The sequence below is a fragment of the Streptomyces sp. NC-S4 genome (assembly GCF_054353315.1).
The window spans coordinates 5304153-5328697 of record NZ_CM135937.1; the positions used below are offsets into that span (position 1 = coordinate 5304153).

Sequence of the window (24545 nt, forward strand, 5' to 3'; positions counted from 1 at the left end):
TGACATGTAGTCCTGGTCTCGGGGTCCGGGAAGCGGTCACTATCGCTCCCGGGCCCCGCGCCACTTTCTGTGATCATTAGTCTGTGACCACGCGGCCTGCTTGGCCGCAAGTTTTCACTTCCGACAGTGCTACGCGCGTAGAAGCATCGTGGACGCGATACTTTCTCTCCCCGCCCTGTCCCCCCTGCCTTCCGCTCCTTCCGCGCCAAGGAGAGTGCGTCATCAACGCGTCCAGCCCGCCCCACGCCGTAGAACTGCACGGCATCACAAAGCGCTTCCCCGGCGTCGTCGCCAACAAGGACATCGCGATCACCGTCCGCAAGGGCACGGTCCATGCCTTGATCGGTGAGAACGGCGCCGGCAAGTCGACTCTGATGAAGATCCTCTACGGCATGCAGAAGCCGGACGAGGGCACCATCGCCATCGACGGGGAGCAGGTCTCCTTCAACACTCCCGGCGACGCCATCGCCCGCGGCATCGGCATGGTGCACCAGCATTTCATGCTCGCCGACAACCTCACCGTGCTGGAGAACGTGGTTCTCGGCGGCGAGAAGCTGTACGGCATCGGCGCCAAGGCCCGTAAGAAGATCAAGGAGATCTCGGACGCGTACGGCCTCGGCGTGCGTCCCGACGTCCTGGTCGAGGACCTCGGTGTCGCCGACCGGCAGCGCGTGGAGATCCTCAAGGTCCTCTACCGCGGCGCGAAGATCCTCATCCTCGACGAGCCGACCGCCGTGCTCGTGCCGCAGGAGGTGGACGCACTCTTCGACAACCTGCGCGAGCTCAAGGCCGAAGGCCTGACCGTCATCTTCATCTCGCACAAGCTGGGCGAGGTCCTGAAGGTCGCCGACGACATCACCGTCATCCGGCGCGGCACCACGGTCGGCACCGCCGACCCGAAGACCGCCACCCCCAAGCAGCTCGCCGAGCTGATGGTCGGTGCGGAGCTGCCCTCGCCGGAGACCCGTGAGTCGACCGTGACCGACGTCCCGATGCTCCAGGTGACGGGCCTGACCCTCGCCGCGAGCGACGTCGTCGTCGCCGAGCCGGAGGTCCTGGTGCCCGCGCCCGCCGCGGACTCCGCCACCGTGGAGAACGTCGGGGCCGGCCGACTCCTGCTGGACGACATCAACCTCACGATCCACAAGGGCGAGATCCTCGGTATCGCCGGTGTCGAGGGCAACGGCCAGACGGAGCTCATCGAGGCCCTCATGGGCATGGCCGCCGCCGACACGGGCGTGATCACGCTGGACGGCAAGGACATCACCAGGACCTCGGTGCGCAAGCGCCGCGAGGGCGGCATCGGTTACATCCCCGAGGACCGCCACCGCCACGGCCTGCTGCTGGAGTCCCCGCTCTGGGAGAACCGGATCCTCGGTCACGTCACCGAGGCGCCCAACTCCAAGAAGGGCATCCTCGACCCGAAGGCGGCCCGCAAGGACACCGAGCGGATCGTGCGCGAGTACGACGTGCGCACGCCCGGCATCGACGTCACCGCGGCCTCGCTCTCCGGCGGCAACCAGCAGAAGCTGATCGTCGGCCGCGAGATGAGCCACAACCCGAAGTTCCTCATCGCCGCCCACCCCACCCGTGGTGTGGACGTCGGCGCGCAGGCGCAGATCTGGGACGCGATCCGCGAGGCCCGCCGCGAGGGCCTGGCCGTGCTGCTGATCTCCGCCGACCTGGACGAGCTCATCGGCCTGTCCGACACCCTGCGCGTGATCTACCGCGGCCGCCTGGTCGCGGACGCCGACCCCGCGACCGTCACCCCCGAGGAGCTCGGCACCGCCATGACGGGCGCCGCTTCGGGGCACCTGGAAGCAACCGACAACCACTCCGCCGCTGCCAACGGTGACACGACGGAGGACGAGGCCCGATGAAGACATTCGACAAGGACCGGCTGATGCTCGCCATCGCCGGGCCCCTGCTCGCGCTGGTGTCCGCCTTCGCGCTGACCATGATCGTGCTGGCGGCGACGGGCATCAACCCGATCGAGCCGCTGCGCATCATGGTCGAGAACGGTGGCTACGAGGACATCCAGGTCCTCATCGTCAACCAGGCCGGCACGTACTACCTGGCAGCCCTGGCCGTCGCCATCGGCTTCCGGATGAACCTCTTCAACATCGGCGTCGACGGCCAGTACCGCCTCGCCGCGATGATCTCCGCCGTGGTCGGTGGCGCCATCGTGCTGCCCGGCCCGCTGCACATCCTGCTGATCGTGCTCGTCGCGATGCTGACGGGCGCCGCCTGGGCCGGTATCGCGGGCGTCCTGAAGGCCAAGCGCGGGGTCAGCGAGGTCGTCTCGACGATCATGCTGAACGCCATCGCGACCAGCCTCATCGCCTGGCTGCTCCTGCCGAAGAACCTCGGCGTCCAGGTCGAGGGGTCCAACGACCTCACCACCGGTGAGATCGCCCAGTCCGGCTGGTTCCCGGCGCTCTCCCTCGGCGACTCGGGCGAGATCTACGGCTTCACCTTCGTGGCCTTCGCCCTCGGCATCGTCTACTGGTTCGTGCTCAACCGCACCCGCTTCGGCTTCGACCTGCGCGCCAGCGGCGCGAGCGAGTCCGCCGCCGCGGCCTCCGGTGTCGACTCCAAGAAGATGATCATCACCGCGATGCTCATCTCCGGTGCCGTCGCCGGCCTGTCCGGCATGCCGGTGCTGCTCGGCGAGAGCCACACGTACACCCTCGTCTTCCCCGTGGGTGTCGGCTTCACCGGCATCACCATCGCCCTGCTCGGCCGTAACAGCCCCGTCGGCATCTTCTTCGCCGCCCTCCTGATGGCCTTCATCGACAAGGCGTCCGCCGGCCTCGACACGGCCGGCTACGCCAAGGAGATCGGCACGATCATGAAGGGTCTGATCGTGATCGCGGTGGTCGTCTCCTACGAGCTCATCCGCCGCTACGGCATCCGCCGCCAGCAGCAGAAGGTCGGCGAGGAACTGGCCGCGGGCCACGCCATGAAGACCGAGAAGGAGGTCGCGGCGTGAGCGCCAGCACCGTTTCCACGAAGAAGGCGGCGCCCGCTCCGGGCAGCCGCAAGAAGCTCACCCTGCCCTGGATCCTGCTGATCATCGCGGGCGCCCTCGCGCTGGTCTCCGTGGTCCGCCTGATCTCCGGGGCCAACGACCTGACCTCCGTCGGCCAGGTCTCCGGCGCCCTCTCCCTCGCCGTGCCGATCGGCCTCGCCGGTCTCGGCGGTCTGTGGGCCGAGCGCGCGGGTGTCGTCAACATCGGCCTCGAAGGCATGATGATCCTCGGCACCTGGTTCGGTGCCTGGGCCGGCTACCAGTGGGGCCCCTGGACCGGTGTGCTCGTCGGCATCGCCGGCGGCGCCGCCGGCGGCCTGCTGCACGCGATCATCACGGTGACCTTCAACGTCAACCACATCGTCTCCGGTGTGGCCGTGAACATCCTGGCGCTGGGCTTCACCCAGTACCTGTCGAACTTCACGTTCGCCGACGCCCCGGGCGGCTCCTCCAAGCAGTCCCCGCAGGTCGAGCCGATCACCAAGATCACCATTCCTGGCCTGTCGGACTGGATGGCCGACCTCCAGGGCAAGCACTGGTTCTTCGTGTCGGACCTGGCCGGCGTCATCGGCGGTCTGGTCACCGAGATCTCGCTGCTGACCATCGTGGCCCTGCTGCTGATCCCGGCCACCTGGTGGGTGCTGTGGCGGACCTCCTTCGGTCTGCGCCTGCGCTCCTGCGGTGAGAACCCGATCGCCGCCGAGTCCCTCGGCGTCAACGTCTACAAGTACAAGTACATCGCCGTGATCGTCTCGGGCGCCCTCGCGGGCCTCGGCGGCGTGTACCTGTCCGAGGTCGCGAGCCCCATCTACCAGGAGGGCCAGACCGGCGGCCGCGGTTACATCGGTCTCGCCGCGATGATCTTCGGTAACTGGATGCCGGGCGGCATGGCGCTGGGCGCCGGCCTCTTCGGCTTCATCGACAGCCTCAAGCTGCGCGGTGGCGCCGAGAACGTCCACGCGATGCTGCTGCTGATCGCGATCCTGCTGGTGCTCGTCTGCGTCTGGCAGCTGTACAAGAAGAAGTACATCCAGGCCGGCGTCGCCGCCGCCTTCGCCGCGCTGCTGTTCCTCTGGTACGCGACGACGGACTCGGTGCCGAGCCAGTTCGTGGACGCCGCTCCGTACCTGACCACGCTGCTCGTGCTCGCCCTGTCGGCGCAGCGCCTGCGGATGCCCAAGGCGGACGGCATGCCGTACCGCAAGGGTCAGGGCAAGTGACCTCCGTACCGACGGTGGACTGGGAAGCCCTGCGGACGTCCGCCCGGGAAGCGATGACCCGGGCGTACGCCCCGTACTCGGGCTTCCCGGTCGGGGTCGCCGCCCTGGTGGACGACGGCCGCGTCGTGACCGGCTGCAACGTCGAGAACGCCAGCTACGGGCTGGGCCTGTGCGCCGAGTGCGGACTCGTCTCCTCCCTCCAGGCCACCGGCGGCGGCCGCCTCACGCACTTCACGTGCGTGGACGGCAAGGGCGAGATCCTCGTCCCGTGCGGCCGCTGCCGTCAGCTGCTCTACGAATTCGGCGGCGACGAGCTGCAGGTGGACACCCCGGACGGGGTGCTGCCGCTCGCGGCGATGCTGCCCCAGGCCTTCGGGCCCGGTCACCTGAGATAGCCGTGCCGACGGCCCTTCGCCCCTGCCGGGGCGGAGGGCCGTCGCACTTCCGTTCCTGAACCCCTCATCTCCCCCTCTCTATGCGCGTAGAAGGAAGCACCACATGGACGTCATCTCCGTCATCCGGACCAAGCGGGACCGCGGTGAGCTGAGCCCCGAGCAGATCGACTGGGTCATCGACGCGTACACCCGCGGTGTCGTGGCCGACGAGCAGATGTCGGCGCTGGCGATGGCCATCCTGCTCAACGGCATGAACCGGACCGAGATCGCCCGCTGGACCGCGGCGATGATCGCCTCCGGCGAGCGCATGAACTTCGACTCGCTCTCCCGCCCGACCGCCGACAAGCACTCCACGGGCGGCGTCGGCGACAAGATCACCCTCCCGCTCGCCCCGCTCGTCGCCGCGTGCGGCGCGGCCGTGCCCCAGCTGTCCGGCCGCGGCCTCGGTCACACCGGTGGCACCCTCGACAAGCTGGAGTCCATCCCCGGCTGGCGCGCGCTGCTCTCCAACGACGAGATGATGCACGTCCTGGACACCACCGGCGCGGTCATCTGCGCGGCCGGCGACGGCCTGGCCCCGGCGGACAAGAAGCTCTACGCGCTGCGCGACGTCACCGGCACGGTCGAGGCCATCCCGCTGATCGCCTCCTCCATCATGTCGAAGAAGATCGCCGAGGGCACCGGCTCGCTCGTCCTGGACGTCAAGGTCGGCACCGGCGCCTTCATGAAGAACATCGAGGACGCCCGCGAGCTGGCGCGCACCATGGTCGGCCTCGGCACCGACTCGGGCGTCAAGACCGTCGCGCTCCTGACGGACATGTCCACTCCGCTGGGCCTGACCGCCGGAAACGCGCTGGAGGTCCGCGAGTCGGTCGAGGTCCTCGCAGGCGGCGGCCCCGCCGACGTGGTCGAGCTGACCATCGCGCTGGCCAAGGAGATGCTGGACGCGGCGGGCATCAAGGACGCCGACCCGGCGAAGGCACTGGCCGACGGCTCCGCGATGGACCACTGGCGCCGGATGATCGCGGCCCAGGGCGGCGACCCGGACGCGACCCTCCCGGTCGCCCGCGAGCAGCACGTGGTCACCGCCCCCGAGTCGGGTGTCCTGACCCGCCTGGACGCGTACGGGGTCGGCGTCGCCGCCTGGCGCCTGGGCGCCGGCCGCGCGCGCAAGGAGGACCCGGTGCAGGCGGGTGCGGGCGTCGAGCTCCACGCGAAGCCCGGCGACACGGTGACGGCGGGCCAGCCGCTGATGACCCTGCACACGGACACCCCGGAGAAGTTCGACTACGCCCTCGCCTCCCTGGCGGGCACGTACGACATCGCCCCGGCGGGCACGGCCTTCTCGGCCACCCCGATCGTCCTGGACCGCATCGCCTGACCGGTACTCACCCGTGAGGCTGAACGGGACCGGTGGACGCCCACCGGTCCCGTTCGTCATGCTGGGATCGGCGCCAACAGCATGAGGAGCACACCATGAGCGCACCCTCCGTCCAGCACGAGCCCACGGGTGGCGACGGCTGGGACGACCTCGTCCGTCGAGATCGCCTCGAAGTCGAACGCTTCGCACGACCGCATCGCCAAGGCCGCCGGGTATGCCCAGGCAGGCATCCCGCTCTACCTGCTCATCGACGCCCACGCGCCCGGTGGTGCGACCATCACCCTCTACGGTGAGCCCAGCAACGGCGTTTACCGGGTCCTCCAGGCCGGCAAGTCCGGCGAGACCTTCCACCTGCCCGCGCCGTTCGACCTCAAGCTGGACACGTCGGTCTTCCCCGCGCCCTGAGGCGATCGCCCGGCACCGATGAGTTCCGGCGGGCGCAGGAGTCACCCCCTCGTGGAGACCAGACGACTCGTGCTGCCCGGACCCGGACCGGCCGCCCCGCAGGACGCGGCGCTGCTGTGCGCCCGGCTGGCCCGGCTCTACGACGCCGGGGCGGGTGCGGTGGTCTGCGACGCCGCCGCGGTGACGGCGCCCGGGCTGGCCGACGTGCAGGTGCTGGCCCGGCTGCGGCTGGCCGCCCGCGGGCGGCCGCTGCGGGTGGCCGGGGCCGGGCCCGCCCTACGCGCCCTGCTGGACCTCGTCGGCCTCGTCGAGCTGCTCGGGGAGGCCGAACAGCGGGAACCACCGCGCGGTGTCCAGGAAGGCGTTGAGCCCGACGATCTTGCCGTCTGAGATCTCCAGCACCTGCAGCGCCCACGGGGTGTGGCCCGGCAGCCCGTCCTCGCGCGGACGGTACTGGCCGAAGGCGGGCAGGCCGTTCGCCGTCGTCGGGACGAGCCGGGAGCCCTTGCAGCCGATGCCCTGGTTCAGGTGCCAGGCCGCGATGTCCTCGTGGCCCCGGAGCCACAGGTCGAACGGCGGCATCGAGAGCACCGCGTCCTCGTGGAGGAGGGTGGTGAGCCGGGAGATGTCGTAGGCCTCGAAGGCGGAGAGGTACCGCTCCAGCAGCTTCGCCTGGTCCGCGTCGAGCGGATCTGCCGGGTCGCTGTCGCGCAGCGACTGCCCGGCCAGGGTGGCCCGGGCCCGCTGGAGGGCGCTGTTCACGGAGGCCGTCGTGGTCTCCAGGAGCTGGGCCACCTCGTCGGCCTTCCAGGCCAGTACCTCGCGCAGGATGAGTACGGCCCGCTGCTTCGCCGGCAGGTGCTGGAGCGCCGCGACGAAGGCCAGGCGCACGGACTCCTTCGCCAGCGCCATCTCGGCCGGGTCGGCGGTCTGCGGGAGCACCCGACCGTCCGGGACCGGCTCCAGCCAGGTCACCTCGGGGCGCTCGTTCAGCACGGCGGAGGCCTGGTGCTGCGGGGCGGTCAGGTCCATCGGGCGGGCCCGCTTGTTCCCGGCGTTCAGCAGGTCCAGGCAGACGTTGGTGGCGATCCGGTACAGCCACGACCGCAGCGAGGACCGGCCCTCGAACTTCTCGTAGCTGCGCCAGGCGCGGATGTACGTGTCCTGCACCGCGTCCTCGGCGTCGAAGGACGAGCCGAGCATGCGGTAGCAGTACCCGGTGAGTTCGACCCGGTACCGGTCCATCGCGGTGTCGAGGTCCAGATCCGTGGCGAGGTCGCTCATGTCCGTTCATCCCCCTGGTCGTTCCGCTCCTTCGGAACCTACCGGAGGGGTGTGACATCGGCAGCCGGAAGCGCCGCGGCGGCCATGTATGTCGCCATCAAGTTTCTTGACGTCGAGATAAATGTCGGGCAGGCTTCCGTCATGTATCTCGACGTCGAGATACATGGACGGTGGGCGCGGCCGAAAACGGGGGACCGGTATGCGGAGCGGTGGACGGACCCGGACGGCACGGCAGGGGGACGGCGGTCTGCTGGCGCAGCTGCGCCGGCCGCCCGGCGGCCGTGACGCGCGGATCATGCTGCTCACCCAGGCGCTGGACCGGGCGGGTACCGGCGTGTGGGCCGCGTCCTCCGTCCTCTACTTCACCTTCGTCGTCGGCCTCGACGCCGGACAGCTGGGCCTGCTGCTGGGTGCGGCCGGGGTGGCGGGCATCGCCGGGTCGCCGCTCGCGGGCCACCTCGCCGACCGCTTCCCGGTGCGCACCCTGCTCATCGGCTGCCACCTCGTCCGCCTCGGGGCCCTGTGCGTGCTGCTCGTGGTCACCGACTTCGGCCCGCTGCTGCTCCTGTTCGCCGTCACCCACCTCGGGGACCGGGCGGCCAAGACCCTGGAGATGCTCTTCGCCACCCGGGTGGCGGGCGAGCGGCGCTCCACCTACCAGGCGCTGTCGCGCAGTTCGGCGAACGCCGGGTACGCCCTCGGCGCGGGTCTCGCCGCCATCGGACTCGCCGTCGGCACCCGCGGCGCCTACCAGGTGCTGATCCTGGCCAACGCCCTGTCGTTCCTCGTGGCCGCCGCCCTGGTGTGGCGCACCCGGGAGCCGAAGGGCCGCGGGCTCGCCGCCGCAGGGCCCGGATCGCGGGAGGACGCCCCGGTGGCCGGGCCCGGCCCCTGGCGGGACCGCGGCTACCTGCGGTTCGTCCTGCTGGACATCCCGATGAACCTGGACGACTCGATCCTCGGTGTCGGCGTGCCGCTGTGGCTCGTCGGGCACACCGCGGCCCCGCACGCCCTGATCCCGGCCTTCCTGGTCATCAACACCGTGCTCGTCGTCGCCCTGCAGCTACGGGTGTCGGCGCGGGTCCGGGACGCCCGCCAGGCGGCGGGCGCGGTCGCCCTGTACGGCCTGACGACCCTCGCCTGCTGCGCCTTCCTGGCCGCCGCCCCCGCGGGCGGGGCCTGGACCTCCTCGGCCGCCCTGCTCGCCGCGGCCGTGCTGGCCACCGCGGCGGAGCTGATGCGCTCGGTGAGCTCCTGGGAACTGGCGGTCTCCCTCGCACCCCGGGAGGCACGCGCCTCCTACCTCGGCGTGGCCGGCATGGCCCAGTCCGTCCAGAAGTCCGCGGGCCCGCTGCTGCTCACCGGCGCGGTGATGGCGGCCGGCCCGGTCGGCTGGCTGGCCCTCGGAGCCGGGGTGGCGGGCCTGTCCCTCGTCCAACGCCGCACCGCCCTGCGCCGGTTGGACCACCTGCACCCCACCCCCGCACCCGCGCCGGCCTAGGTGCCCGGCTTGCGGCCGTACACGTAGACGTCCTCGCCCTGCCCCAGCAGGTTCCAGTACGCCTTGGCGTCGGCGGAGCGCATGTTCACGCAGCCGCCCGAACCGGGCGGGTTCCACATGCTCTTGGTGGTCGAGTGGAAGGCGATGCCGCCGTCGAAGAACTGCGCGTACGGCATCGAGACGTTGTAGAGCGTGGACCAGTGGTCGATGTTCCGGTAGTAGATCTTCTTCAGGCCGGTGCGCGTCTGCGTGCCGGCCTTGCCGGTGCGGACCGGGACGGGCCCGTACTTCAGGGCGGCGCCGTCCTGGATCCAGCTGAGCTGCCGCGTCAGGTCCACGCAGGCGATCCGTCCCCGGTCCACCGGGCAGTCGCCCGCCTTGTTCGGGGTGGTGCCGGCCGCCCGCTGGGCCAGCATCGTGCTCATCGTCTGCCAGGTCAGCGGCCCGGCGTAGCCCTGGGTCGGGGTGATCCCGTGACTCGCCTGGAAGGAGCGGATCGCCGAACAGTCGGCCGCCGACTGCTTCCCGTCCACCGGCCGGCCGAGGAACTGCTCGACCTGCCGCTGGTACGGCCCGGTGGTGAGGTTGCAGGAGGCGGCGGCCTGCGCCGCCCCGCCCCCCGTGACCACCAGCGGCACCGCCAGCGCGACCGCCCCGCCCAGTACCGCCGCCCGCGCCCCGATCCTCGTACCCATCCGGCCCTCCCCTGCTCGTACGGCATCGTCCTCCGTGTTGAATGCCCGGAAAACGAGCAGGGGTTGCCTGCGGCAGGACGTAGTTTTCGTCAGCGCGCGCCGATGGCCGACACCGGCATCCGCCGCTCGGCACGCGCCGCGTGCGACCCGTACAGGGTGATCGACACGACGCCGAGCACCGCCAGCAGCGCGATGCCGACCGTGGCCGCCCAGCCGGCCCCGTGGTAGGCCAGGGCGCCCAGGGTGCCGCCCGCGCTGGAGCCGAGGTAGTACGCCGACTGGTACAGCGCGGAGGCCTGCGCCCGGCCCGTCTTCGCCGTCCGGCTCACCGCGGCCGAGGCCACCGCGTGTCCCGCGAAGAAGCCCGCGGTGATCAGGACCAGCCCGGCCACGATCAGCGCCAGGGAGTCGGACAGCGACAGCAGCAGCCCGAGCGCCGTGGTCGTCACGGCCAGGTACAGCGCGCCGCGGCGGCCGGTGCGGGCCACCAGCTTGCCGGCGGCGGCCGAGGAGACCGTACCGACCAGGTAGATCAGGAAGATCGACCCGATCACGCCCTGCCCGAGCGAGAACGGCTCGTCCACCAGGCGGTAGCCGATCACGGTGTAGACCGCGCCGAAGACCGTCATGAACAGCGCGCCGATCCCGTACAGGCGCAGCAGCAGCGGATCGCGCAGATGACCGGCGACGGTACGGCCCACCGCACGCGGGTTCAGCGACGCCGGACGGAAGAACCGCGCCCGGGGCAGCAGCACCAGGAAGGCCACGGCGCACGCCAGCGCCATCAGGGCGACGGCCAGCAGACCCGCCCGCCAGCCCCACAGCTGCGCGGCCCAGCCGGTGACGAGACGACCGCTCATACCGCCGATGGAGTTGCCCGCCACGAACAGGCCGATCGCGGCCACCAGGGCCTTCGGCTTGACCTCCTCCGCCAGGTAGGCCATCGCGGAGGCCGGGATACCGGCGATCGCCGCGCCCTGGACGGCACGCAGCGCCACCAGCCACTCCACGTTCGGCGCGAACGGCACGAGCAGGCCGACGCCGACGGCGATCACCATCGAGTACGTCATCATCCGGGTGCGCCCGAACCGCTCGGACAGTGCGCTCAGCGGGAGGACGAACAGCGCGAGCGCGCCGGTGGCCGCGGACACCGTCCAGCTGGCCCGGCCCGCCGTCACCCCGAAGCCTGCGGAGATCGCGGGCAACAGCGCCTGGGTGGAGTAGAGGAGGGCGAACGTCGCGAGTCCGGCGGCGAAGAGCGCGAGGCTCATCCGGCGGTAGCCGGGGCGGCCGGGGGAGAGGGGCTGCGGTGCGGGGGACGACGGGGTGGAGGCACCCGGGATGACGGGTGCCCCGGTATGAACGGGAGGCATGCTTCGACGTTAGGCCCGTCCTTTTCATGCGTCCAATGCACGGAATCGCGATAATCGATCCACTGATGCATCAACCCAGCTCAGAGGCGTGGATGTCGATGAACCGTTACGTAGAAGACATGGCAGTGACAACTCTGCTCGCGCCGCGGCTGGCGTATTTCGTCGCCGTGGCCCGCCACGAGCACGTCACCCGGGCCGCCCACGAACTGGGCGTGCCGCAGTCCACCCTGTCCCGTGCCATGGTCCGGCTCGAACAGGACCTCGGCGTCACGCTGTTCGCCCGCAAGGGCCGTACGGTCGCGCTCACCACGGCCGGCCGCACCTTCCTGGCCTCGGCCGAGCAGGCCCTCACGGAGATCGACCGCGCCGCCGAGTCCGTACAGCAGGACGCCGATCCGGCGGCCGGCAAGGTGGCCTTCGGCTTCCTGCACACCCTCGGATCCGAGACCGTGCCCGGCCTCATCCGCGCCTTCCGTGCCGACCACCCGCGCATCCGCTTCTCCCTCGTCCAGAACTACGGCGAGGCCATGCTGGAGAAGCTCCGGGCCGGCGAACTCGACCTGTGCCTGACCTCCCCGCTGCCGGACGCCCCCGACCTGGTCGCCCGGCGCCTCGACGAACAGCGGCTGCGGCTCGTGGTCCCCGACGACCACCGGCTCGCGACCCGCAAGCGCATCCGCCTCGCCGAGGCCGCCGAGGAAACCTTCGTCACCCTGGAGCCGGGCTACGGCATGCGCCGCATCACCGACGACCTGTGCGCGGAGGCCGGGTTCACCCCGAAGGTCGCCTTCGAGGGCGAGGAGGCCGAGACCCTGCGCGGCCTCGTGGCCGCCGGCCTCGGCGTGGCCCTCCTGCCACCCCCGGCCGTGGCCCGCCCCGGGGTGGTCGAGCTGACGGTCACCGCCCCGCGCGCCGTCCGCGAGATCGGCGTCGCCTGGCTCGACGGCCACCCCGACACCCCGCCGGTGGCGGAGTTCAAGCGCTTCCTCCTCTCCCGCCGCGGCCGCCTGATCCCCGAACTGGAGCCCCTGGCCTAGATCCTCCAGCCGTACCGCCGCTGCGAAAACCGATGGCCGTCCGCCGCTCCGGCCAGCAGAATCACGGGGTTGCCGGGGTGAGGGAGATGCTGTTTGGACGTGTTCGTGTGCGCCGGGTGCGGCACGGAGCTGACGGCGCCGGCAGCCCGGGTCGCCCTTCCCGTCCACACCCATTACGGGGCGTGGGAGAAACTGCATCCCCCGCTGATGGAGCCGGCGACGTACGCCGTCGAACCCCGGCCCACCGGACCGCCCTGGCGGTTGTGGGACGAGGTCGGGGAGGAACGGGCGGCCGAGCAGGGGGTGTTCCTGCCGCAGTACTCCGTGTCGTTCGGGCGGCGGAACCGGATCGTCATCGCGCCGGGCGACTCCCGGCGCATGGTCTTCATCCCCGAGAGGTGCGAGGGCTACTGCACGGGCATCGACGGCCGTGACGGCCCCAACCTGGCGTGCGAGCACTGCGGGCGCGCCGTGGCGACGCGGATGGACGACTGCGGGGTGTGGCAGACGGTGTGGCTGGAGCCCGACGCCGTCCGCCGCCTCCCCTCGGGCGGCCCCGCCGTCCCGGTCCCCGGCTGGGACGAGCTGGACCTGGAGCCGTACGCCCTGGAGCCCCTCGAACTCGACGGTTCCTGGAACCGCCGCTGGGAGGCCGCGGTCACGGTGGCCCTCGCGCACCTGGTGGTGGCCTGCGAAGGCCGCCCGGTGGAGCTGCCCGGCCCCCTCGCCGAGCTGCTCGGGGACACCGTCGCCGACTGCCTGCCCGCCGGGCCCCCGGCCCTCACCGCGAGCCTCGCCGGGCCGCGGACGCCCGTGCTCCGGCCCGGCGGCGACGTCCTCCTCGTACCCCGCCATCCGATCACGGGGGAGCCGTGGCGGCCCCCGAACGGCGCGGCGCCCGTGGTCCCGCTGGACATCGCGGTCTGGGCCCGGCTCGTCCTCCCGGGCGAGACCTCGCCGCTGCCCGCGTCCGGCACGCTGCCGGCAGGCGTCCTGCGCGACGACTACCCCCTGCCGCTGCACCCGTGGCGCGGCTTCCTGCCCCACCACCGGGCCTTCCAGGACACCCTGTCCCGGCTCCCCGCCATCCGCCGTCCGGAGCTGCGCCCCTACTACGACCGGTACGCCAGGACCTGAGTCCGAAGCGTCCGAGTACGGCGGTCAGCCGGACATGTGACAGGGACCGGACGGCACGTGGAGACGTGGCACCGGGCGCAGGAGCCGGTCTGGCCGGGAGTCCAGGTGGCGCGGACGACCTGCGGGCGGGGTTTGGTGTGGCCCGGCAGGGTGACCGGCTCACGTGCCGTGATCATCGTCACGATGACGATGGCACGTCTGAGTATCCGTACTCAGGACCCGTGCCCGGTCGGGCTGCGAGCCTCAGCTGCGTGAACAGGATCTACGGGGTTTTAGCGGGAAGCGCGGTTGCGGGTGCGGTCACGGGCTGGATGGCCAGGGTCCTGTGGCTGTGGGCGATCGCGGAGGAGGAGCGCGACTGCGCGGACAGCGTCACGCTCTGCTTTTCCCTCTACCCGCTCGCAGGGGTCGGGCTGTGGATGTTCCTGGGTGTGCCGGTGCTCCTGCTGGCCCTGTGGATGCTGGACGTACGGCCGTTGAAGGCGACGGTCGCGGCGTCGTTCGCCCTTCAGTGGTTCATCATCGTCGTTCTCGCCGGCCTTTCCCGGGGGGATCTCCCCGAGTCTGTGATCCTGACCGTCGGGGCGATGGCGGTGGGTCCGGTACTCGTCGCGCTCTGCGCCGATCCGGCGCGGCGCAGGGCAGGGCTGGTCGGCACGGGCGTGCTCGTGACGGTGTGCCTCTCTCTTGTCTGGTTCTTCGTTCACGTGGGTGGATCTTTCCTTTGAGGACTGTGCCGGCAGCCTGGGGCGGCGGTTCTCCCGCTGCCCCGGGCGGGCCCTCTATGCGGCAGCCGACCGGGCGGGGCGTCCGGCCGGCTGACCGGCGGAGGGCCCGACGGTTCCTGCGGTATACTCGATCTTGAGCTCGCGACCGTGGACGACGGTTGTGGAGCCTCGCGTTGGTGGTCCAAGGAAAGACGTCCCACTTCCTGTGGGGGAATGCAGGTGCAAGGCCTGCCCAGCGCTCGATCAAGGCCCCGGCCTCCTCACGGAGACCGGGGCTTTTTCGCTCGGTGCGTCGTCGGCCTGGCCTGCGGTGACGGTCAGGGCCGGCGGCCGTGCACGGTCGTCGGCCGCCAGGACAGCGGTCGGGAACGGGCCGAGCTCGTCGGGCAGGTCTCCAGGGCGAGTTTGGTGCGGTACTTCAAAGAGACACGCGCTAGGCCGGCTCCGGCGGCCGGGCCGGGGTCGGGGTCGGTGAGAGCAAGTAGCCCGCCTGGAAGCGGGACTTGGCGCCCACCGCGCGCATGATCTCGGCGATGTGGCGCTGGCAGGTCCGTTCCGACATGCCCAGGCGGCGCGCGATGACCTTGTCCTCCAGCCCCTCCGACAGCAGCCGGACGATCGTCTGCCGCAGTTCGTCCGAGATCGACCGGGCCGCCTCCGGGCTCACCGACGTGGGGAAGGGCTCCGCGCCCACCCAGGAGCGCTCGAAGGCCGCCGTCATGAAGTGCACGACGCTCGGCTCCCGCACCACCAGCGCGGCCCCGTTGCGGTCCGGCACCGCCATCACGCCCGTGTGGCCGTCGAAGACCAGCATCCGCATCAGCCCGTCACCCAGGGTCCGTACCTGGGCGCCCAGCGCCGTCACCCGCTCGACGTACGCCGCCGTGGGCCGTGAGTAGCGGGCCGTGTGCTGGTAGATCGTGCGCATCCGGACCCCGCGCGTCAGCAGGGACTCGTCCCGCCCGATCGACTCCTCCAGCGTCTCCAGCGGGCGGCCCCCGCCCGGCTGCGAGGTCAGCAGCTCCCGCTCGCACGCCGCGACGAGCTCCGCGATCAGCCCCCGTACCGCCCCGAGGTCCGTGACCAGCTCCAGCCGTCCCGAACCGCCGAGGTCCCGCTGCGCGCTCCCCGCCTCGTACGCGGGTACCAGCGCCTCCAGCCGCCCGCGCAGCCGGTCCATCTCGTCGTGGGTCTCCCGTACGAGCAGGGCCAGCGGGGCCAGGGCCCGGGCAGCCGCGGCCCGGGGAGCCACCGCGCTCCAGCGGTCCGGTTCGTCGCCCGGGACCCGCTGGAGCAGGTGCGCGGCGGCCAGCTCGGTGATCGCGGCGGCCGCGCGCACCCCGAGGGCCCCGGTGGCCTCGCACAGGTCAAAGGCGTGCCGCTCGACGGCGTACGCGTACAGGCGCCGGGCGGCGGGGCTCAGCTCCCCGGCCGCTCCGGGCGGCCCGGATTCCTCGGCAGGCATAGGCGTATCCGTCCCGGGTTGGGTCGGTTTGTAAACCCCTCGTGTTCCCGCAAGGCGGCAAGACGACGCCTGGACGGCCGTCATCGGCATATGCCGAAGAGGCACAGTGGTCAGCACGGCGTGAGGGGGAAGCGCGGTATGCGGCAGCGGACACCCAGGCGAGGACGGGGGCCCGTGTCCTGCTGAGCCCGCGGCCCGCCGTGGTGGTCGCGCCGGATCCGTCGGTGCCATCCGACCGTGAGGGGGCGGAACGGCGGGTACGGACGGACCGGCGCGACCCGGAACGCGCGCCCGAAGGGCGCGGACCCGTCAGCCGTCAGCCGGCTTTGCGTAGTCGGTGTAGCCGGTCCAGTCCAGCGCGACGCACGGCTCGTCACCCAGGACCCAGGCGTCGTGCCCGGGGGCGATCTGGATGAAGTCCCCCGGGCCGATCTCGGCGCTCTCCCCGTCATCCATGACGATCTTCATCCGGCCGCTCACGACGTACCCGGTGTGGGCCGAGCGGCAGCTGTCCGTCCCGGCCAGCGGCTTGATGTGCAGCGACCAGCGCCACCCCGGCTCGAAGACCGCACGTCCCACCGCCCCGCCCTCGGTGTTGAACAGGTCCAGCCTGCCCGTGCCGGCCTCGAAGGGCCGCGTCTCGTCGGGCTTGTCGAAGTTCCTGTGGACCAATCCGCCCATGGCCGGTCGCCTCCGGGAGTCGAGCAGCACCCCGAGTTCACCTCCCACGGTACGCGCGCCGTGCCGCGTCCGTGGATCACCGCCCGAGCGACCTCCCGAACCCCGAGGCCAGCGGCATCCGCAGGCCCAGCGGCGGGGGCGCGGCCAGGGCGTCCGTCACCGGCCGCGAGTACCGCCCCGAGGCGACCGCGCCCAGGATGAAGTCCACGGCCAGTGCCACCACTTCCGGCTGGTGCTCGCGCAGCCCGTGCCCGTCCGAATGCACCTCGAAGCGGCAGGTCGAACGATTCGCCTTCTTCGCGCGCGCCGCCAGCTGGAAGGAGGCCTCCGGGTCGCTGCGGGCGTCGTTGGTGCCGTGCACGATCAGCACCTGCCGTCCCGACAGCTGTTTCACCGGTTCAGGGGAGCCGTCCGGTGCCGCCGCCGGTAAGCAAGGGGCGATCACCACGACCGAGTTGACGGCCCCGTGCCCCGCCGCCCGCAGCGCGGCCAGGCCCCCCGCGTCGTATCCGGCCAGGCACACCGGCACGTCCCCGTACCGCCGCACCGCCTCGTCCGCGGCCCACCCCGCCTGCTCCTCCCGGGCGGAGTCCCCGCCGTGGATGACCATGTGCGTGACCAGCCCCTCCGCCCCGCCCGCCCGGGCCAGCGCCCGTGCGAGCGGACGCATGGGACCCGGCGAGAACCGGGAGGCCCCGGGCAGCAGGAGCACCACCCCGTTGACCGCACTTTCCGTCGAACCCGAGCCGGTTCTCGCGCCGGCCGCCCGCCCCAGGCGGGCCCCGCGCGCCGGCGGCGCATGCTGTGCCATGGCGGAACAGTCTCAGACCTTCAGGTGTACGCCATCCGTCCGCGCGGTCTCTGTTACATATCGACGCCCGCCGGGGACATTCCGCTCTACGCGCGTAGGAGTAGAGTGCGCAGATGACGAGCGAGACCCCCAACCTGCCGACCCCGGATCAGATCCGTCGTTCCCCGAAGGTGCTCCTGCACGATCACCTCGACGGTGGACTTCGCCCCGGGACCATCATCGAGCTGGCCCGCGAGGTCGGTTACGAGAACCTCCCCGAGACCGATGCCGACAAGCTCGGCATCTGGTTCCGCGAGGCCGCCGACTCCGGTTCCCTGCCGCGCTACCTGGAGACCTTCGCGCACACCTGCGCGGTCATGCAGACGAAGGCCGCCCTCTTCCGGGTCGCCGCCGAGTGCGCCGAGGACCTGGCCGAGGACGGCGTCGTGTACGCCGAGATCCGCTACGCGCCCGAGCAGCACCTGGAAGCCGGCCTTTCCCTCGAAGAGGTCGTCGAGGCCGTCAATGACGGCTTCCGCGAGGGCGAGCGCCGCGCGAAGGCCAACGGGCACCGCATCCGCGTCGGCGCCCTGCTGACCGCGATGCGCCATGCCGCCCGTGCGCTGGAGATCGCCGAGCTGGCCAACCGCTACCGCGACAACGGTGTGGTCGGCTTCGACATCGCCGGTGCCGAGGCCGGGTTCCCCCCCACCCGCCACCTCGACGCCTTCGAGTACCTCAAGCGCGAGAACAACCACTTCACCATCCACGCGGGCGAGGCCTTCGGCCTGCCGTCGATCTGGCAGGCCCTGCAGTGGTGCGGCGCCGACCGCCTCGGTCACGGCGTGAAGATCATCGATGACATCGAGGTCGCCGAGGACGGCTCCGTGACCCTGGGCCGCCTGGCCTCGTACGTCCGGGACAAGCGCATCCCCCTGGAGATGTGCCCGACCTCGAACCTGCAGACCGCCGCGGCCGCCTCGTACGCCGAACACCCGATCGGTCTGCTGCGCAAGCTGCACTTCAGGCTCACGGTCAACACGGACAACCGCCTGATGAGCGGCACCAGCATGAGCCGCGAGTTCGAGCACCTGGTCGACACCTTCGGCTACACCCTCGACGACATGCAGTGGTTCACCGTCAATGCGATGAAGTCCGCGTTCATTCCTTTCGATGAACGACTGGCCATGATCAACGAAGTGATCAAGCCCGGTTACGCGGAGCTGAAGTCGGAGTGGCTGTTCCAGCAGACCGCTTCCACCAGCGGTTCCGTCTCGGCCTAGGCCATGGCATGACATAGCGGGAGCGCCCGGGAAGGATAATTCCCGGGCGCTTTCTCGTATTTAAGGATGTTTGCGGACCGGGGTTTGAAGTGACTAGTTTGCGGAGCCGCTCAATTCCCCGTCGCAAGGACAACTCTTCATGAAGAAGTCAGCTGCCAAGACCCTCGGTACCGCCGTTCTCGGTGTCGCGTTCGCCGCGGTCGCCGCCGGTACCGCCTCCGCCGCCGTTCCGGCGGTCGGCCTCACCGACGCGCTGGGATCCGCCACGGGCATGCTCCAGGGCGCCACCAGCCAGCAGAAGGTGGGCGGCGAGGCTCAGCAGTCGAGCGACCCCACCACCCAGATCACCGGGGCCCTGAACCCGCTGACCAACGCCCTGAACGGCCTCGGCGGCTAATACTGCCTCCGCTGTGACGCGTACACGTGTGCGGTGGGTGCATGCTCCTCGATCGGGCATGTGTCCCGCCGTCCCGTGTGCCACGATCGCCACCAACTGCCCGCCGACGTCTTGGGTACGAGGTTCTCGGTCATGCGCATGAAGGCACGAGCGACGATGGTCGCGCTGGTCCCCGTCCTGCTGTTCGCGGCGGTGGGGTGCAGCAGTACGAACACCCCCGCGACGGGCGAGGCCCCCGACCCCAAGGGCTCCGCGGGCAGCGCCCCCACCGCGCCCGGAGCCCCGGCGCCGTCCGCCGCGGCGACGGCATCGGCAGCGCCCAAGACCGGTGGCAGCAGGCTTGAGCGGTCCGCGCTGGCACAGGGCGACCTGCCCGGCTACCAGGTCTCCGTCCAGGGCAAGAACCCCAATGCCCCGGAAGGCCGGCCGACGGCCGACAAGAAGGCCTGCCAGCCGCTGGCCGACGTCATGCGCGACGCCCCGGATCCCTCCGCGCGCGAGACCCTCAGCCGCACCATCGGCTCCCAGAAGCAGGTCGGGCTGGCCGTCTCCGCCGCCGTCAGCTCCTACTCCGAGAGCGACGCCAAGGCGCTGATCACCCGGCTCAAGGCGGCGGTCGCCGCCTGCGGTACGGGCTTCTCCGCCACGATCGGGAAGCAGACCGGCGCCTACCGCGAGGTGCGCCCCGCCGACTACCGCACGGGCGGCGACGAGAGGGTCAGCTGGACCATGACCGCCGCCGCCGAGGGGGTCTCGGCGCAGGTCCACCTGGTCGTCGTGCGCGAGGGCGACACCGTCGTGCGGCTGACGGCCCTCGATGTGGCGGGGGGACAGCAGAAGGCGCGGGTGCCGCAGGAAGTGGCCGACAAGCAGCTGGAGAAGATCCGGAAGGTCCAGCAGTCCGGCTGACCGGCCGCTCTCGACCGGCCGCCCCGCCGGCCGCCGGACTACCAGGCGGCCGAAGCGGACTTCTCGTTCGGCAGCAGCACCCACAGCGCTATGTAGATCAGGAACTGCGGGCCGGGCAGCAGACACGAGACGGCGAAAATGGCGCGCATCGTGTTGGCGGAAATTCCGAAACGCCGCGCCAGTCCGGCGCACACTCCACCGATCCAGCGGCCGTCACGGGGGCGGACCAGGGCGCTCATGAGATTCTCCTTCGTCGGTATCGCTTTCTGCGATGACTCAATACTCCCGCTGGACCGCCGACAGAACGTCGGTCCAGGGGCCGAGCCCGACCCTGGAAATCTTCGGGGTCTCCCCCTGATAAACGGTGTGTGAGCGCCTCAGCCGGGCCCGCAGCGCCGGTACGACGGCCACGTGCGCGAGCACCACGCCGAGGGTGTTCAGCAGCACCGAGTCCACGTCCACGACCTGCCCCGGAACCGCGGTCTGCAGCATCTCGATGCACACCGAGACCAGCGCGCCCGCGGCGGCCGTCCGGGCCAGCGAGGACCACGCGGACAGCGCCGACGGCGCGAGCCGTCCGCTGATCAACGGCACCAGCACCCCGAGCGGGGCCAGCAGCGCGAGCCCCTCACCGATCTGCCGGGCGGCCTCCAGCGGTCCGAGAGCCAGGTCCGCCGCGATCCCGTCCAGCGGGCTCAGATTGGCCGCCGCGGCCCAGGGCACGTCCAGCGGCCGCAGAGTCAGCCAGCCGACGACCACGAAATGGGCGGCGAGCAGGACCCCGGCCAGGAGTCGGAGACGGACGTGGATCGCGGTGGCGGCGTTTTCGCCGCCCTCATGACGCTGCACACCTGCGAGGACGCAGCACCCGGTGGCCCCGGTTCCGGCCCGGAGGGGGGGTGTGGCGGGGAGCACCCGACAGCACCAGGACAGGGCCGGGATCCGGCATCCCGGCCGGTCAGCGCGTGGCGATGAGGACGATCAGGAGCAGCGCGCCGACCAGGGCGGGCGCGATGATCTCGTACGACCAGCGCACGCGCACACTGCCCTGCGCGGCCGGCCGCGCGGCGTTCAGCTCGGCCAGTCCCTGGAGCTCGTCGACGATCCGGTCGGCGCTGGCCCGCATCGGTTCGGAGGCGGCGGCGGAGGTGCGGGACCGCGCGGCGGGGTCGCCCGTGCTGCCCGGGTCGCGGCGGTCGATCGCGTTGCGGCGCATCTGCTGCCGGTTGGCCTTCTTCCGCTCCCGCAGCGAGACCGGCACGGACCACAGCTGGTACTTCGACCCCTCGGCCAGCACCTCGGCCGAGTATCCGGCGCGCACCGCGTCCACGGCCGCCCAGGGCAGTTCGACGATCCGGAAGGGGTTGCGCACGCGCAGCCGGTTCTCGTTGGCGAAGACGGCCGGGCGGATCGTGAACGCGACGACCAGGGGTACGGCGCACAGCGCAACCGCCAGCCCGATCCACCGGGTGCTGCCGGAGCCCCGCAGCACGGCGTCGCCGCACAGCCAGGCGATCAGCGCGAGCAGCAGGACCCCCGAGACGATGCCCATGGAGGATCGGTAGACCCGGTCTGCGTACACCGGCTCGTCGGTCGGCTGCTGGCTGCTCATGGGGTCGATTCTGCCCCACTGCGCCGCCCGGGTGTATCAGCCCACGAGATCGGCGTACAGGATGATGTTGTCGGGCCGGTGGCCGTCGGCGAGCTCGCCGCCGCAGGTGATGACGCGCAGCTCAGGGCGGGTGGTGTCGCCGTACACCTTGGCGGTCGGGAACTCCTTCTTCCCGACCTGCTCCAGCTCCCGGACGCGGAAGACGGCGGTGGTGCCGTCCGCCCGGGAGACGGTGATCTCCTCGCCGGTGCGCACGCGGGAGACGTCCTTGAGCACGGCCGGGCCGCGCGCGGTGTCGAAGTGGCCGATCAGTACGGCGGGACCGGTCTGGCCGGGCGTGACGCCCTTGGTGTACCAGCCGATCTTGTCGGCGTCGGCCACCGAGGGCACCTCGACGGTGCCGTCGGCGGCCAGCCCCAGGCCCAGCACCGGGGAGGCGTCCACCCCGGCGGAGGGGATCCGTACGCGTACCGGCTCCGAGGCGGGCATCGGGCGGGCGGCCGGGGCCTCGGCCGGAGCGGCGGAGGCCGGGGCGATGTACGGGGTGGCCTGCGGGGCGGCCGGCGCCGGGTCCGCGGCGGGGGCGCCGCCGCAGCCGGTCAGGGCGGCGAAGGCGAGCGGGGCGAGCAGTGCGGTGGCGCGGAGGGCGGCGCGGGACATGCGGGGCTCCTGAACGGGGACCGGCGGGCCACCACGAGGGTGGCCCGCCTGAAGGGGTGTCACGGGGGCCGCGCGGGGCGGCCGTTGGTCAGCTGTGGCTGCGGCGGCGGCGCAGGAACGTCGCACCGAGCACGGCGCCGAGCGCGAGGAGGGCGGAGCCGGCCGCGACCGTGATGCTGTTGTCGGTGTCCTCGGCGGCGATCTCGGCGCCCGCGGCGACGGCACCCCGGGGGACGACCGTGGTCTGGCCGGTGGTCTGGGCGGAGACGTTCGTGGTGGCGGTCACCGGCTTGGCGGTGGAGGGCTCGGGCTTCGGGGCCGGGGTCTCCTCCGTGACCTTGTACGCGAGGGTGCAGCCCTTGGGGAGGGCGGGGAAGTCGGCGAAGTGGGAGGGGACGTTCGGGCCGCCCTGGGTCTTCCACTCGAAGACGGGCTTGGCGCCGTTCGGGTCGTTGATGCGGGCGAAGTAGTCCGGGGAGCCCTGGGGGGCGTACCGGTTGAGGCTCTGCTTCCAGGTCGAGCCGGGCTCGGTGCTGTACATGAAGGCCACGGGGCCCTCGGTGGACATGGTCAGGTCGACCAGGAGCCCGGCGCCGAGGCCGATCGCCTTGAGCTGGGAGACGCAGGTCGTGGACTCGTTGTCGTGGAGCGGGTACCCGGGGGTGCAGCCCTTGGGGAGGGCGGGGAAGTCCACGAAGTGGGAGGGGACGTGGCCGCCCTGGGTCCTCCACTCGAAGACGGGCTTGGCGCCGCTCGGGTTGTCGATGCGGGCGAAGTAGTCCCGGGAGCCCTGGGGGCTGGTGCGGGTGAGGGTCTGGGACCAGGTGTCGCCGGGCTCGTCGCCGTGCATGAAGGCCTTGGGGCCCTCGGGGGACATGGTCAGCTCGACCAGCAGCCCGCCGCCGAGGTTGAGGTGCTTGGCCTCGGAGACGCATTCGGCCGGGGCAGCCGTCGCCTGCGGCAGCGGGTAGGACTTGGTCGCGCCGTCCTTGGTCGCCGTGAGGGCGTGGCCCTTGCCGCTCTTGACGAGCTCCAGCTCCAGGCCCTTCACCGAGGCCTTGGGGTGCTTGGCGTCCAGCGTGGCGAGCGCGCCGGACGTGTACTCGTCGCCCGGCTTCCAGCTGTCGGAAACGGCGTGGATGCGGGCCTCGGGACCCTCGGACCCGTTGCGCAGGACCGCGACGACGCCCGGGCCGATCAGGACGGGGGTGCCGGCCTCGGCGTCGGGGGCGGTCCCGGCGGCCGCCGCGGCCGGGCCGGTGGTCGTGGCGGCATGCGCGGTGCCCGCGATCGGGGCGAGGAGGGCGCCGGCGAGGACGGCGGTGGAGATGGAGGCACGGAGGGCGGTACGCATAACGACTCCTTGAAGCGTTGTCTCGGGAAAGTGGAGGAGAGTCGCATGCCGCGGTTTTCTCTGTCGGTGAGAGCCGGGTGAGTGTCTGGCGGGCTGCTGAGAACAAAGTTATGGATCTTGTGCGCGCGGAAGATCATGCTCCTGTCATCGCTTCGTAACGGAGAGTGGAGGTGTCGATTCCGTAGCGGATCCGGGGGCGGGGGTGACAGGTCGCTACGCGCGTAGATATGCTCATCTGGTGACCATGCCCACCACCCTCACCGCATTCGCTGACGTGACGACGTCCGACAGTGCGCTGCGCCGCTTCCTGCACGGGCTGCCCGGCGTCGACGCTGTCGGCCTGGAGGCCCGCGCGGCCTCCCTCGGCACCCGTTCGATCAAGACGACGGCCAAGGCGTACGCCATCGACCTGGCCATCTCGATGATCGACCTGACGACGCTCGAAGGCGCGGACACCCCGGGCAAGGTCCGGGCGCTCTCCGCCAAGGCCGTCAATCCCGATCCGACCGACCGTACGACCCCGATGACGGCCGCCGTCTGTGTCTACCCCGACATGGTGGCCACGGCGAAGGCGGCGCTGAACGGCGCCGACGTCAAGATCGCCTCCGTCGCGACCGCCTTCCCGGCCGGCCGCGCCGCCCTGCCCGTCAAGCTCGCGGACACCCGTGACGCCGTCGCCGCCGGCGCCGACGAGATCGACATGGTCATCGACCGTGGCGCCTTCCTCGCCGGCCGCTACCTGGAGACGTACGAGCTGATCAGGGCCGTCAAGGAGGCCTGCGTCCGCGAGGACGGCAGCGCCGCGCGCCTGAAGGTCATCTTCGAGACCGGTGAGCTGTCGACCTACGACAACATCCGCCGCGCCTCCTGGATCGGCATGCTGGCGGGCGCCGACTTCATCAAGACGTCGACCGGCAAGGTCGGGGTCAACGCCACTCCGGCGAACACCCTGCTCATGCTCGAAGCCGTACGCGACTTCCGCGCGCAGACTGGAATCCAGATCGGCGTGAAGCCGGCCGGCGGCATCCGCACCACCAAGGACGCGATCAAGTTCCTGGTCCTGGTCAACGAGACCGCGGGCGAGGACTGGCTGAGCAACACCTGGTTCCGCTTCGGCGCCTCCAGCCTGCTCAACGACCTGTTGATGCAGCGCCAGAAGCTGAGCACCGGCCGTTACTCCGGTCCCGACTACGTGACGGTGGACTGA

At 71.4% G+C, this 24545-nt stretch carries 25 protein-coding genes and 1 pseudogene; 15 read left to right on the top strand and 11 right to left on the bottom strand.

The window, feature by feature from the left end; translation table 11 throughout:
* Window positions 1-221 precede the first annotated feature (221 nt).
* The 7 genes and pseudogenes from ACXNSR_RS23980 (at window position 222) to ACXNSR_RS24010 (ending at window position 6822) form a co-directional block, all read left to right on the top strand.
* Window positions 222-1880, top strand: coding sequence for an ABC transporter ATP-binding protein (locus ACXNSR_RS23980; protein ID WP_458643374.1), 1659 nt, complete (start codon window positions 222-224; stop codon window positions 1878-1880).
* Complete coding sequence (locus ACXNSR_RS23985) at window positions 1877-2992, top strand: ABC transporter permease (RefSeq protein ID WP_458637534.1); 1116 nt, start codon at window positions 1877-1879, stop codon at window positions 2990-2992. The genes ACXNSR_RS23980 and ACXNSR_RS23985 overlap by 4 nt, the downstream gene beginning before the upstream one ends.
* On the top strand, window positions 2989-4251 hold the full coding sequence (locus tag ACXNSR_RS23990) for an ABC transporter permease (RefSeq protein ID WP_458637535.1): 1263 nt from the start codon (window positions 2989-2991) through the stop codon (window positions 4249-4251). Before ACXNSR_RS23985 ends, ACXNSR_RS23990 begins: the two co-directional genes overlap by 4 nt.
* Window positions 4248-4646 (top strand): cytidine deaminase, encoded by a 399-nt coding sequence (locus tag ACXNSR_RS23995; protein ID WP_458637536.1) that lies wholly within the window; start codon window positions 4248-4250, stop codon window positions 4644-4646. The genes ACXNSR_RS23990 and ACXNSR_RS23995 overlap by 4 nt, the downstream gene beginning before the upstream one ends.
* Before the next feature lie 103 nt (window positions 4647-4749).
* Window positions 4750-6027, top strand: a complete 1278-nt coding sequence (locus ACXNSR_RS24000; protein WP_458637537.1) for a thymidine phosphorylase — start codon at window positions 4750-4752, stop codon at window positions 6025-6027.
* A gap of 156 nt (window positions 6028-6183) precedes the next feature.
* Window positions 6184-6432, top strand: a pseudogene (locus ACXNSR_RS24005) (Uma2 family endonuclease); the annotation flags it as partial.
* 51 nt (window positions 6433-6483) lie between these two features.
* Window positions 6484-6822 (top strand): STAS domain-containing protein, encoded by a 339-nt coding sequence (locus ACXNSR_RS24010; RefSeq protein ID WP_458637538.1) that lies wholly within the window; start codon window positions 6484-6486, stop codon window positions 6820-6822.
* Here the strand turns inward: ACXNSR_RS24010 and ACXNSR_RS24015 are convergent.
* Entirely contained in the window at window positions 6709-7716 is a 1008-nt protein-coding gene (locus ACXNSR_RS24015; protein ID WP_458637539.1) for a sigma-70 family RNA polymerase sigma factor, read from the bottom strand. The genes ACXNSR_RS24010 and ACXNSR_RS24015 overlap by 114 nt on opposite strands.
* 199 nt (window positions 7717-7915) lie before the next feature.
* On the opposite strand from ACXNSR_RS24015, the gene ACXNSR_RS24020 reads away from it, so the two are divergent.
* On the top strand, window positions 7916-9217 hold the full coding sequence (locus ACXNSR_RS24020; protein ID WP_458637540.1) for an MFS transporter: 1302 nt from the start codon (window positions 7916-7918) through the stop codon (window positions 9215-9217).
* On the opposite strand, the gene ACXNSR_RS24025 is transcribed toward ACXNSR_RS24020, so the two are convergent.
* Window positions 9214-9912 carry a L,D-transpeptidase family protein gene (locus ACXNSR_RS24025; protein WP_458637541.1) on the bottom strand — a complete coding sequence of 233 codons (699 nt, stop codon included), beginning with the start codon at window positions 9910-9912 and terminating at the stop codon, window positions 9214-9216. The two genes, ACXNSR_RS24020 and ACXNSR_RS24025, sit on opposite strands and share 4 nt — an antisense overlap.
* 89 nt (window positions 9913-10001) lie before the next feature.
* Window positions 10002-11285, bottom strand: coding sequence for an MFS transporter (locus tag ACXNSR_RS24030; RefSeq protein WP_458637542.1), 1284 nt, complete (start codon window positions 11283-11285; stop codon window positions 10002-10004).
* 62 nt (window positions 11286-11347) lie between these two features.
* On the opposite strand from ACXNSR_RS24030, the gene ACXNSR_RS24035 reads away from it, so the two are divergent.
* The 3 genes from ACXNSR_RS24035 (at window position 11348) to ACXNSR_RS24045 (ending at window position 14187) form a co-directional block, all read left to right on the top strand.
* Window positions 11348-12322, top strand: coding sequence for a LysR family transcriptional regulator (locus ACXNSR_RS24035; protein ID WP_458643375.1), 975 nt, complete (start codon window positions 11348-11350; stop codon window positions 12320-12322).
* A 99-nt stretch (window positions 12323-12421) separates the two neighbouring features.
* A complete protein-coding gene (locus ACXNSR_RS24040; protein ID WP_458643376.1) occupies window positions 12422-13459 on the top strand; it encodes a hypothetical protein in 1038 nt (345 codons plus the stop codon).
* Window positions 13460-13710: 251 nt separating this feature from the next.
* Complete coding sequence (locus ACXNSR_RS24045) at window positions 13711-14187, top strand: hypothetical protein (protein ID WP_458637543.1); 477 nt, start codon at window positions 13711-13713, stop codon at window positions 14185-14187.
* Between the two features lie 433 nt (window positions 14188-14620).
* Here the strand turns inward: ACXNSR_RS24045 and ACXNSR_RS24050 are convergent, their stop codons facing one another.
* The 3 genes from ACXNSR_RS24050 to ACXNSR_RS24060 all read right to left on the bottom strand — a co-directional run bounded on the left by ACXNSR_RS24050 (window position 14621) and on the right by ACXNSR_RS24060 (window position 17144).
* Window positions 14621-15652, bottom strand: a complete 1032-nt coding sequence (locus ACXNSR_RS24050) for a helix-turn-helix transcriptional regulator (protein ID WP_458637544.1) — start codon at window positions 15650-15652, stop codon at window positions 14621-14623.
* 309 nt (window positions 15653-15961) lie between these two features.
* Entirely contained in the window at window positions 15962-16333 is a 372-nt protein-coding gene (locus tag ACXNSR_RS24055; RefSeq protein ID WP_458637545.1) for a cupin domain-containing protein, read from the bottom strand.
* 76 nt (window positions 16334-16409) lie between these two features.
* Window positions 16410-17144: an alpha/beta hydrolase gene (locus ACXNSR_RS24060; protein ID WP_458637546.1), complete on the bottom strand. Its 735-nt coding sequence runs from the start codon at window positions 17142-17144 to the stop codon at window positions 16410-16412.
* 113 nt (window positions 17145-17257) lie between these two features.
* Between ACXNSR_RS24060 and ACXNSR_RS24065 the strand changes: the two genes are divergently transcribed.
* From ACXNSR_RS24065 to ACXNSR_RS24075, 3 genes are all read left to right on the top strand, one after another.
* Complete coding sequence (locus tag ACXNSR_RS24065) at window positions 17258-18406, top strand: adenosine deaminase (protein ID WP_033219622.1); 1149 nt, start codon at window positions 17258-17260, stop codon at window positions 18404-18406.
* Between the two features lie 139 nt (window positions 18407-18545).
* Window positions 18546-18803 (top strand): hypothetical protein, encoded by a 258-nt coding sequence (locus tag ACXNSR_RS24070; RefSeq protein ID WP_458637547.1) that lies wholly within the window; start codon window positions 18546-18548, stop codon window positions 18801-18803.
* 132 nt (window positions 18804-18935) lie between these two features.
* Window positions 18936-19712, top strand: coding sequence for a hypothetical protein (locus tag ACXNSR_RS24075; protein ID WP_458637548.1), 777 nt, complete (start codon window positions 18936-18938; stop codon window positions 19710-19712).
* Window positions 19713-19750: 38 nt separating this feature from the next.
* Here the strand turns inward: ACXNSR_RS24075 and ACXNSR_RS24080 are convergent, their stop codons facing one another.
* From ACXNSR_RS24080 to ACXNSR_RS24100, 5 genes are all read right to left on the bottom strand, one after another.
* Window positions 19751-19951 (bottom strand): PspC domain-containing protein, encoded by a 201-nt coding sequence (locus ACXNSR_RS24080; protein WP_386464015.1) that lies wholly within the window; start codon window positions 19949-19951, stop codon window positions 19751-19753.
* 37 nt (window positions 19952-19988) lie between these two features.
* Window positions 19989-20561, bottom strand: a complete 573-nt coding sequence (locus tag ACXNSR_RS24085) for a VanZ family protein (RefSeq protein WP_458637549.1) — start codon at window positions 20559-20561, stop codon at window positions 19989-19991.
* A gap of 109 nt (window positions 20562-20670) precedes the next feature.
* Window positions 20671-21324 carry a PH domain-containing protein gene (locus ACXNSR_RS24090; protein ID WP_458637550.1) on the bottom strand — a complete coding sequence of 218 codons (654 nt, stop codon included), beginning with the start codon at window positions 21322-21324 and terminating at the stop codon, window positions 20671-20673.
* Between the two features lie 36 nt (window positions 21325-21360).
* On the bottom strand, window positions 21361-21984 hold the full coding sequence (locus ACXNSR_RS24095) for a class F sortase (protein WP_458637551.1): 624 nt from the start codon (window positions 21982-21984) through the stop codon (window positions 21361-21363).
* A gap of 88 nt (window positions 21985-22072) precedes the next feature.
* Window positions 22073-23338 (bottom strand): hypothetical protein, encoded by a 1266-nt coding sequence (locus ACXNSR_RS24100; RefSeq protein WP_458637552.1) that lies wholly within the window; start codon window positions 23336-23338, stop codon window positions 22073-22075.
* Window positions 23339-23582: 244 nt separating this feature from the next.
* On the opposite strand from ACXNSR_RS24100, the gene deoC reads away from it, so the two are divergent.
* Entirely contained in the window at window positions 23583-24545 is a 963-nt protein-coding gene (gene deoC / locus ACXNSR_RS24105; protein ID WP_458643377.1) for a deoxyribose-phosphate aldolase, read from the top strand.

Bases quoted from the DNA above. Each gene is read 5' to 3' on its own strand.
- ACXNSR_RS23985 (WP_458637534.1), top strand. From the start codon at position 1,877: ATGAAGACATTCGACAAGGACCGGCTGATGCTCGCCATCGCCGGGCCC.
- ACXNSR_RS24000 (WP_458637537.1), top strand. From the start codon at position 4,750: ATGGACGTCATCTCCGTCATCCGGACCAAGCGGGACCGCGGTGAGCTG.
- ACXNSR_RS24015 (WP_458637539.1), bottom strand. From the start codon at position 7,716: ATGAGCGACCTCGCCACGGATCTGGACCTCGACACCGCGATGGACCGG.
- ACXNSR_RS24020 (WP_458637540.1), top strand. From the start codon at position 7,916: ATGCGGAGCGGTGGACGGACCCGGACGGCACGGCAGGGGGACGGCGGT.
- ACXNSR_RS24025 (WP_458637541.1), bottom strand. From the start codon at position 9,912: ATGGGTACGAGGATCGGGGCGCGGGCGGCGGTACTGGGCGGGGCGGTC.
- ACXNSR_RS24030 (WP_458637542.1), bottom strand. From the start codon at position 11,285: ATGCCTCCCGTTCATACCGGGGCACCCGTCATCCCGGGTGCCTCCACC.
- ACXNSR_RS24050 (WP_458637544.1), bottom strand. From the start codon at position 15,652: ATGCCTGCCGAGGAATCCGGGCCGCCCGGAGCGGCCGGGGAGCTGAGC.
- ACXNSR_RS24055 (WP_458637545.1), bottom strand. From the start codon at position 16,333: ATGGGCGGATTGGTCCACAGGAACTTCGACAAGCCCGACGAGACGCGG.
- ACXNSR_RS24060 (WP_458637546.1), bottom strand. From the start codon at position 17,144: ATGGCACAGCATGCGCCGCCGGCGCGCGGGGCCCGCCTGGGGCGGGCG.
- ACXNSR_RS24065 (WP_033219622.1), top strand. From the start codon at position 17,258: ATGACGAGCGAGACCCCCAACCTGCCGACCCCGGATCAGATCCGTCGT.
- ACXNSR_RS24070 (WP_458637547.1), top strand. From the start codon at position 18,546: ATGAAGAAGTCAGCTGCCAAGACCCTCGGTACCGCCGTTCTCGGTGTC.
- ACXNSR_RS24075 (WP_458637548.1), top strand. From the start codon at position 18,936: ATGCGCATGAAGGCACGAGCGACGATGGTCGCGCTGGTCCCCGTCCTG.
- ACXNSR_RS24080 (WP_386464015.1), bottom strand. From the start codon at position 19,951: ATGAGCGCCCTGGTCCGCCCCCGTGACGGCCGCTGGATCGGTGGAGTG.
- ACXNSR_RS24090 (WP_458637550.1), bottom strand. From the start codon at position 21,324: ATGAGCAGCCAGCAGCCGACCGACGAGCCGGTGTACGCAGACCGGGTC.
- ACXNSR_RS24095 (WP_458637551.1), bottom strand. From the start codon at position 21,984: ATGTCCCGCGCCGCCCTCCGCGCCACCGCACTGCTCGCCCCGCTCGCC.
- ACXNSR_RS24100 (WP_458637552.1), bottom strand. From the start codon at position 23,338: ATGCGTACCGCCCTCCGTGCCTCCATCTCCACCGCCGTCCTCGCCGGC.
- deoC (WP_458643377.1), top strand. From the start codon at position 23,583: ATGCCCACCACCCTCACCGCATTCGCTGACGTGACGACGTCCGACAGT.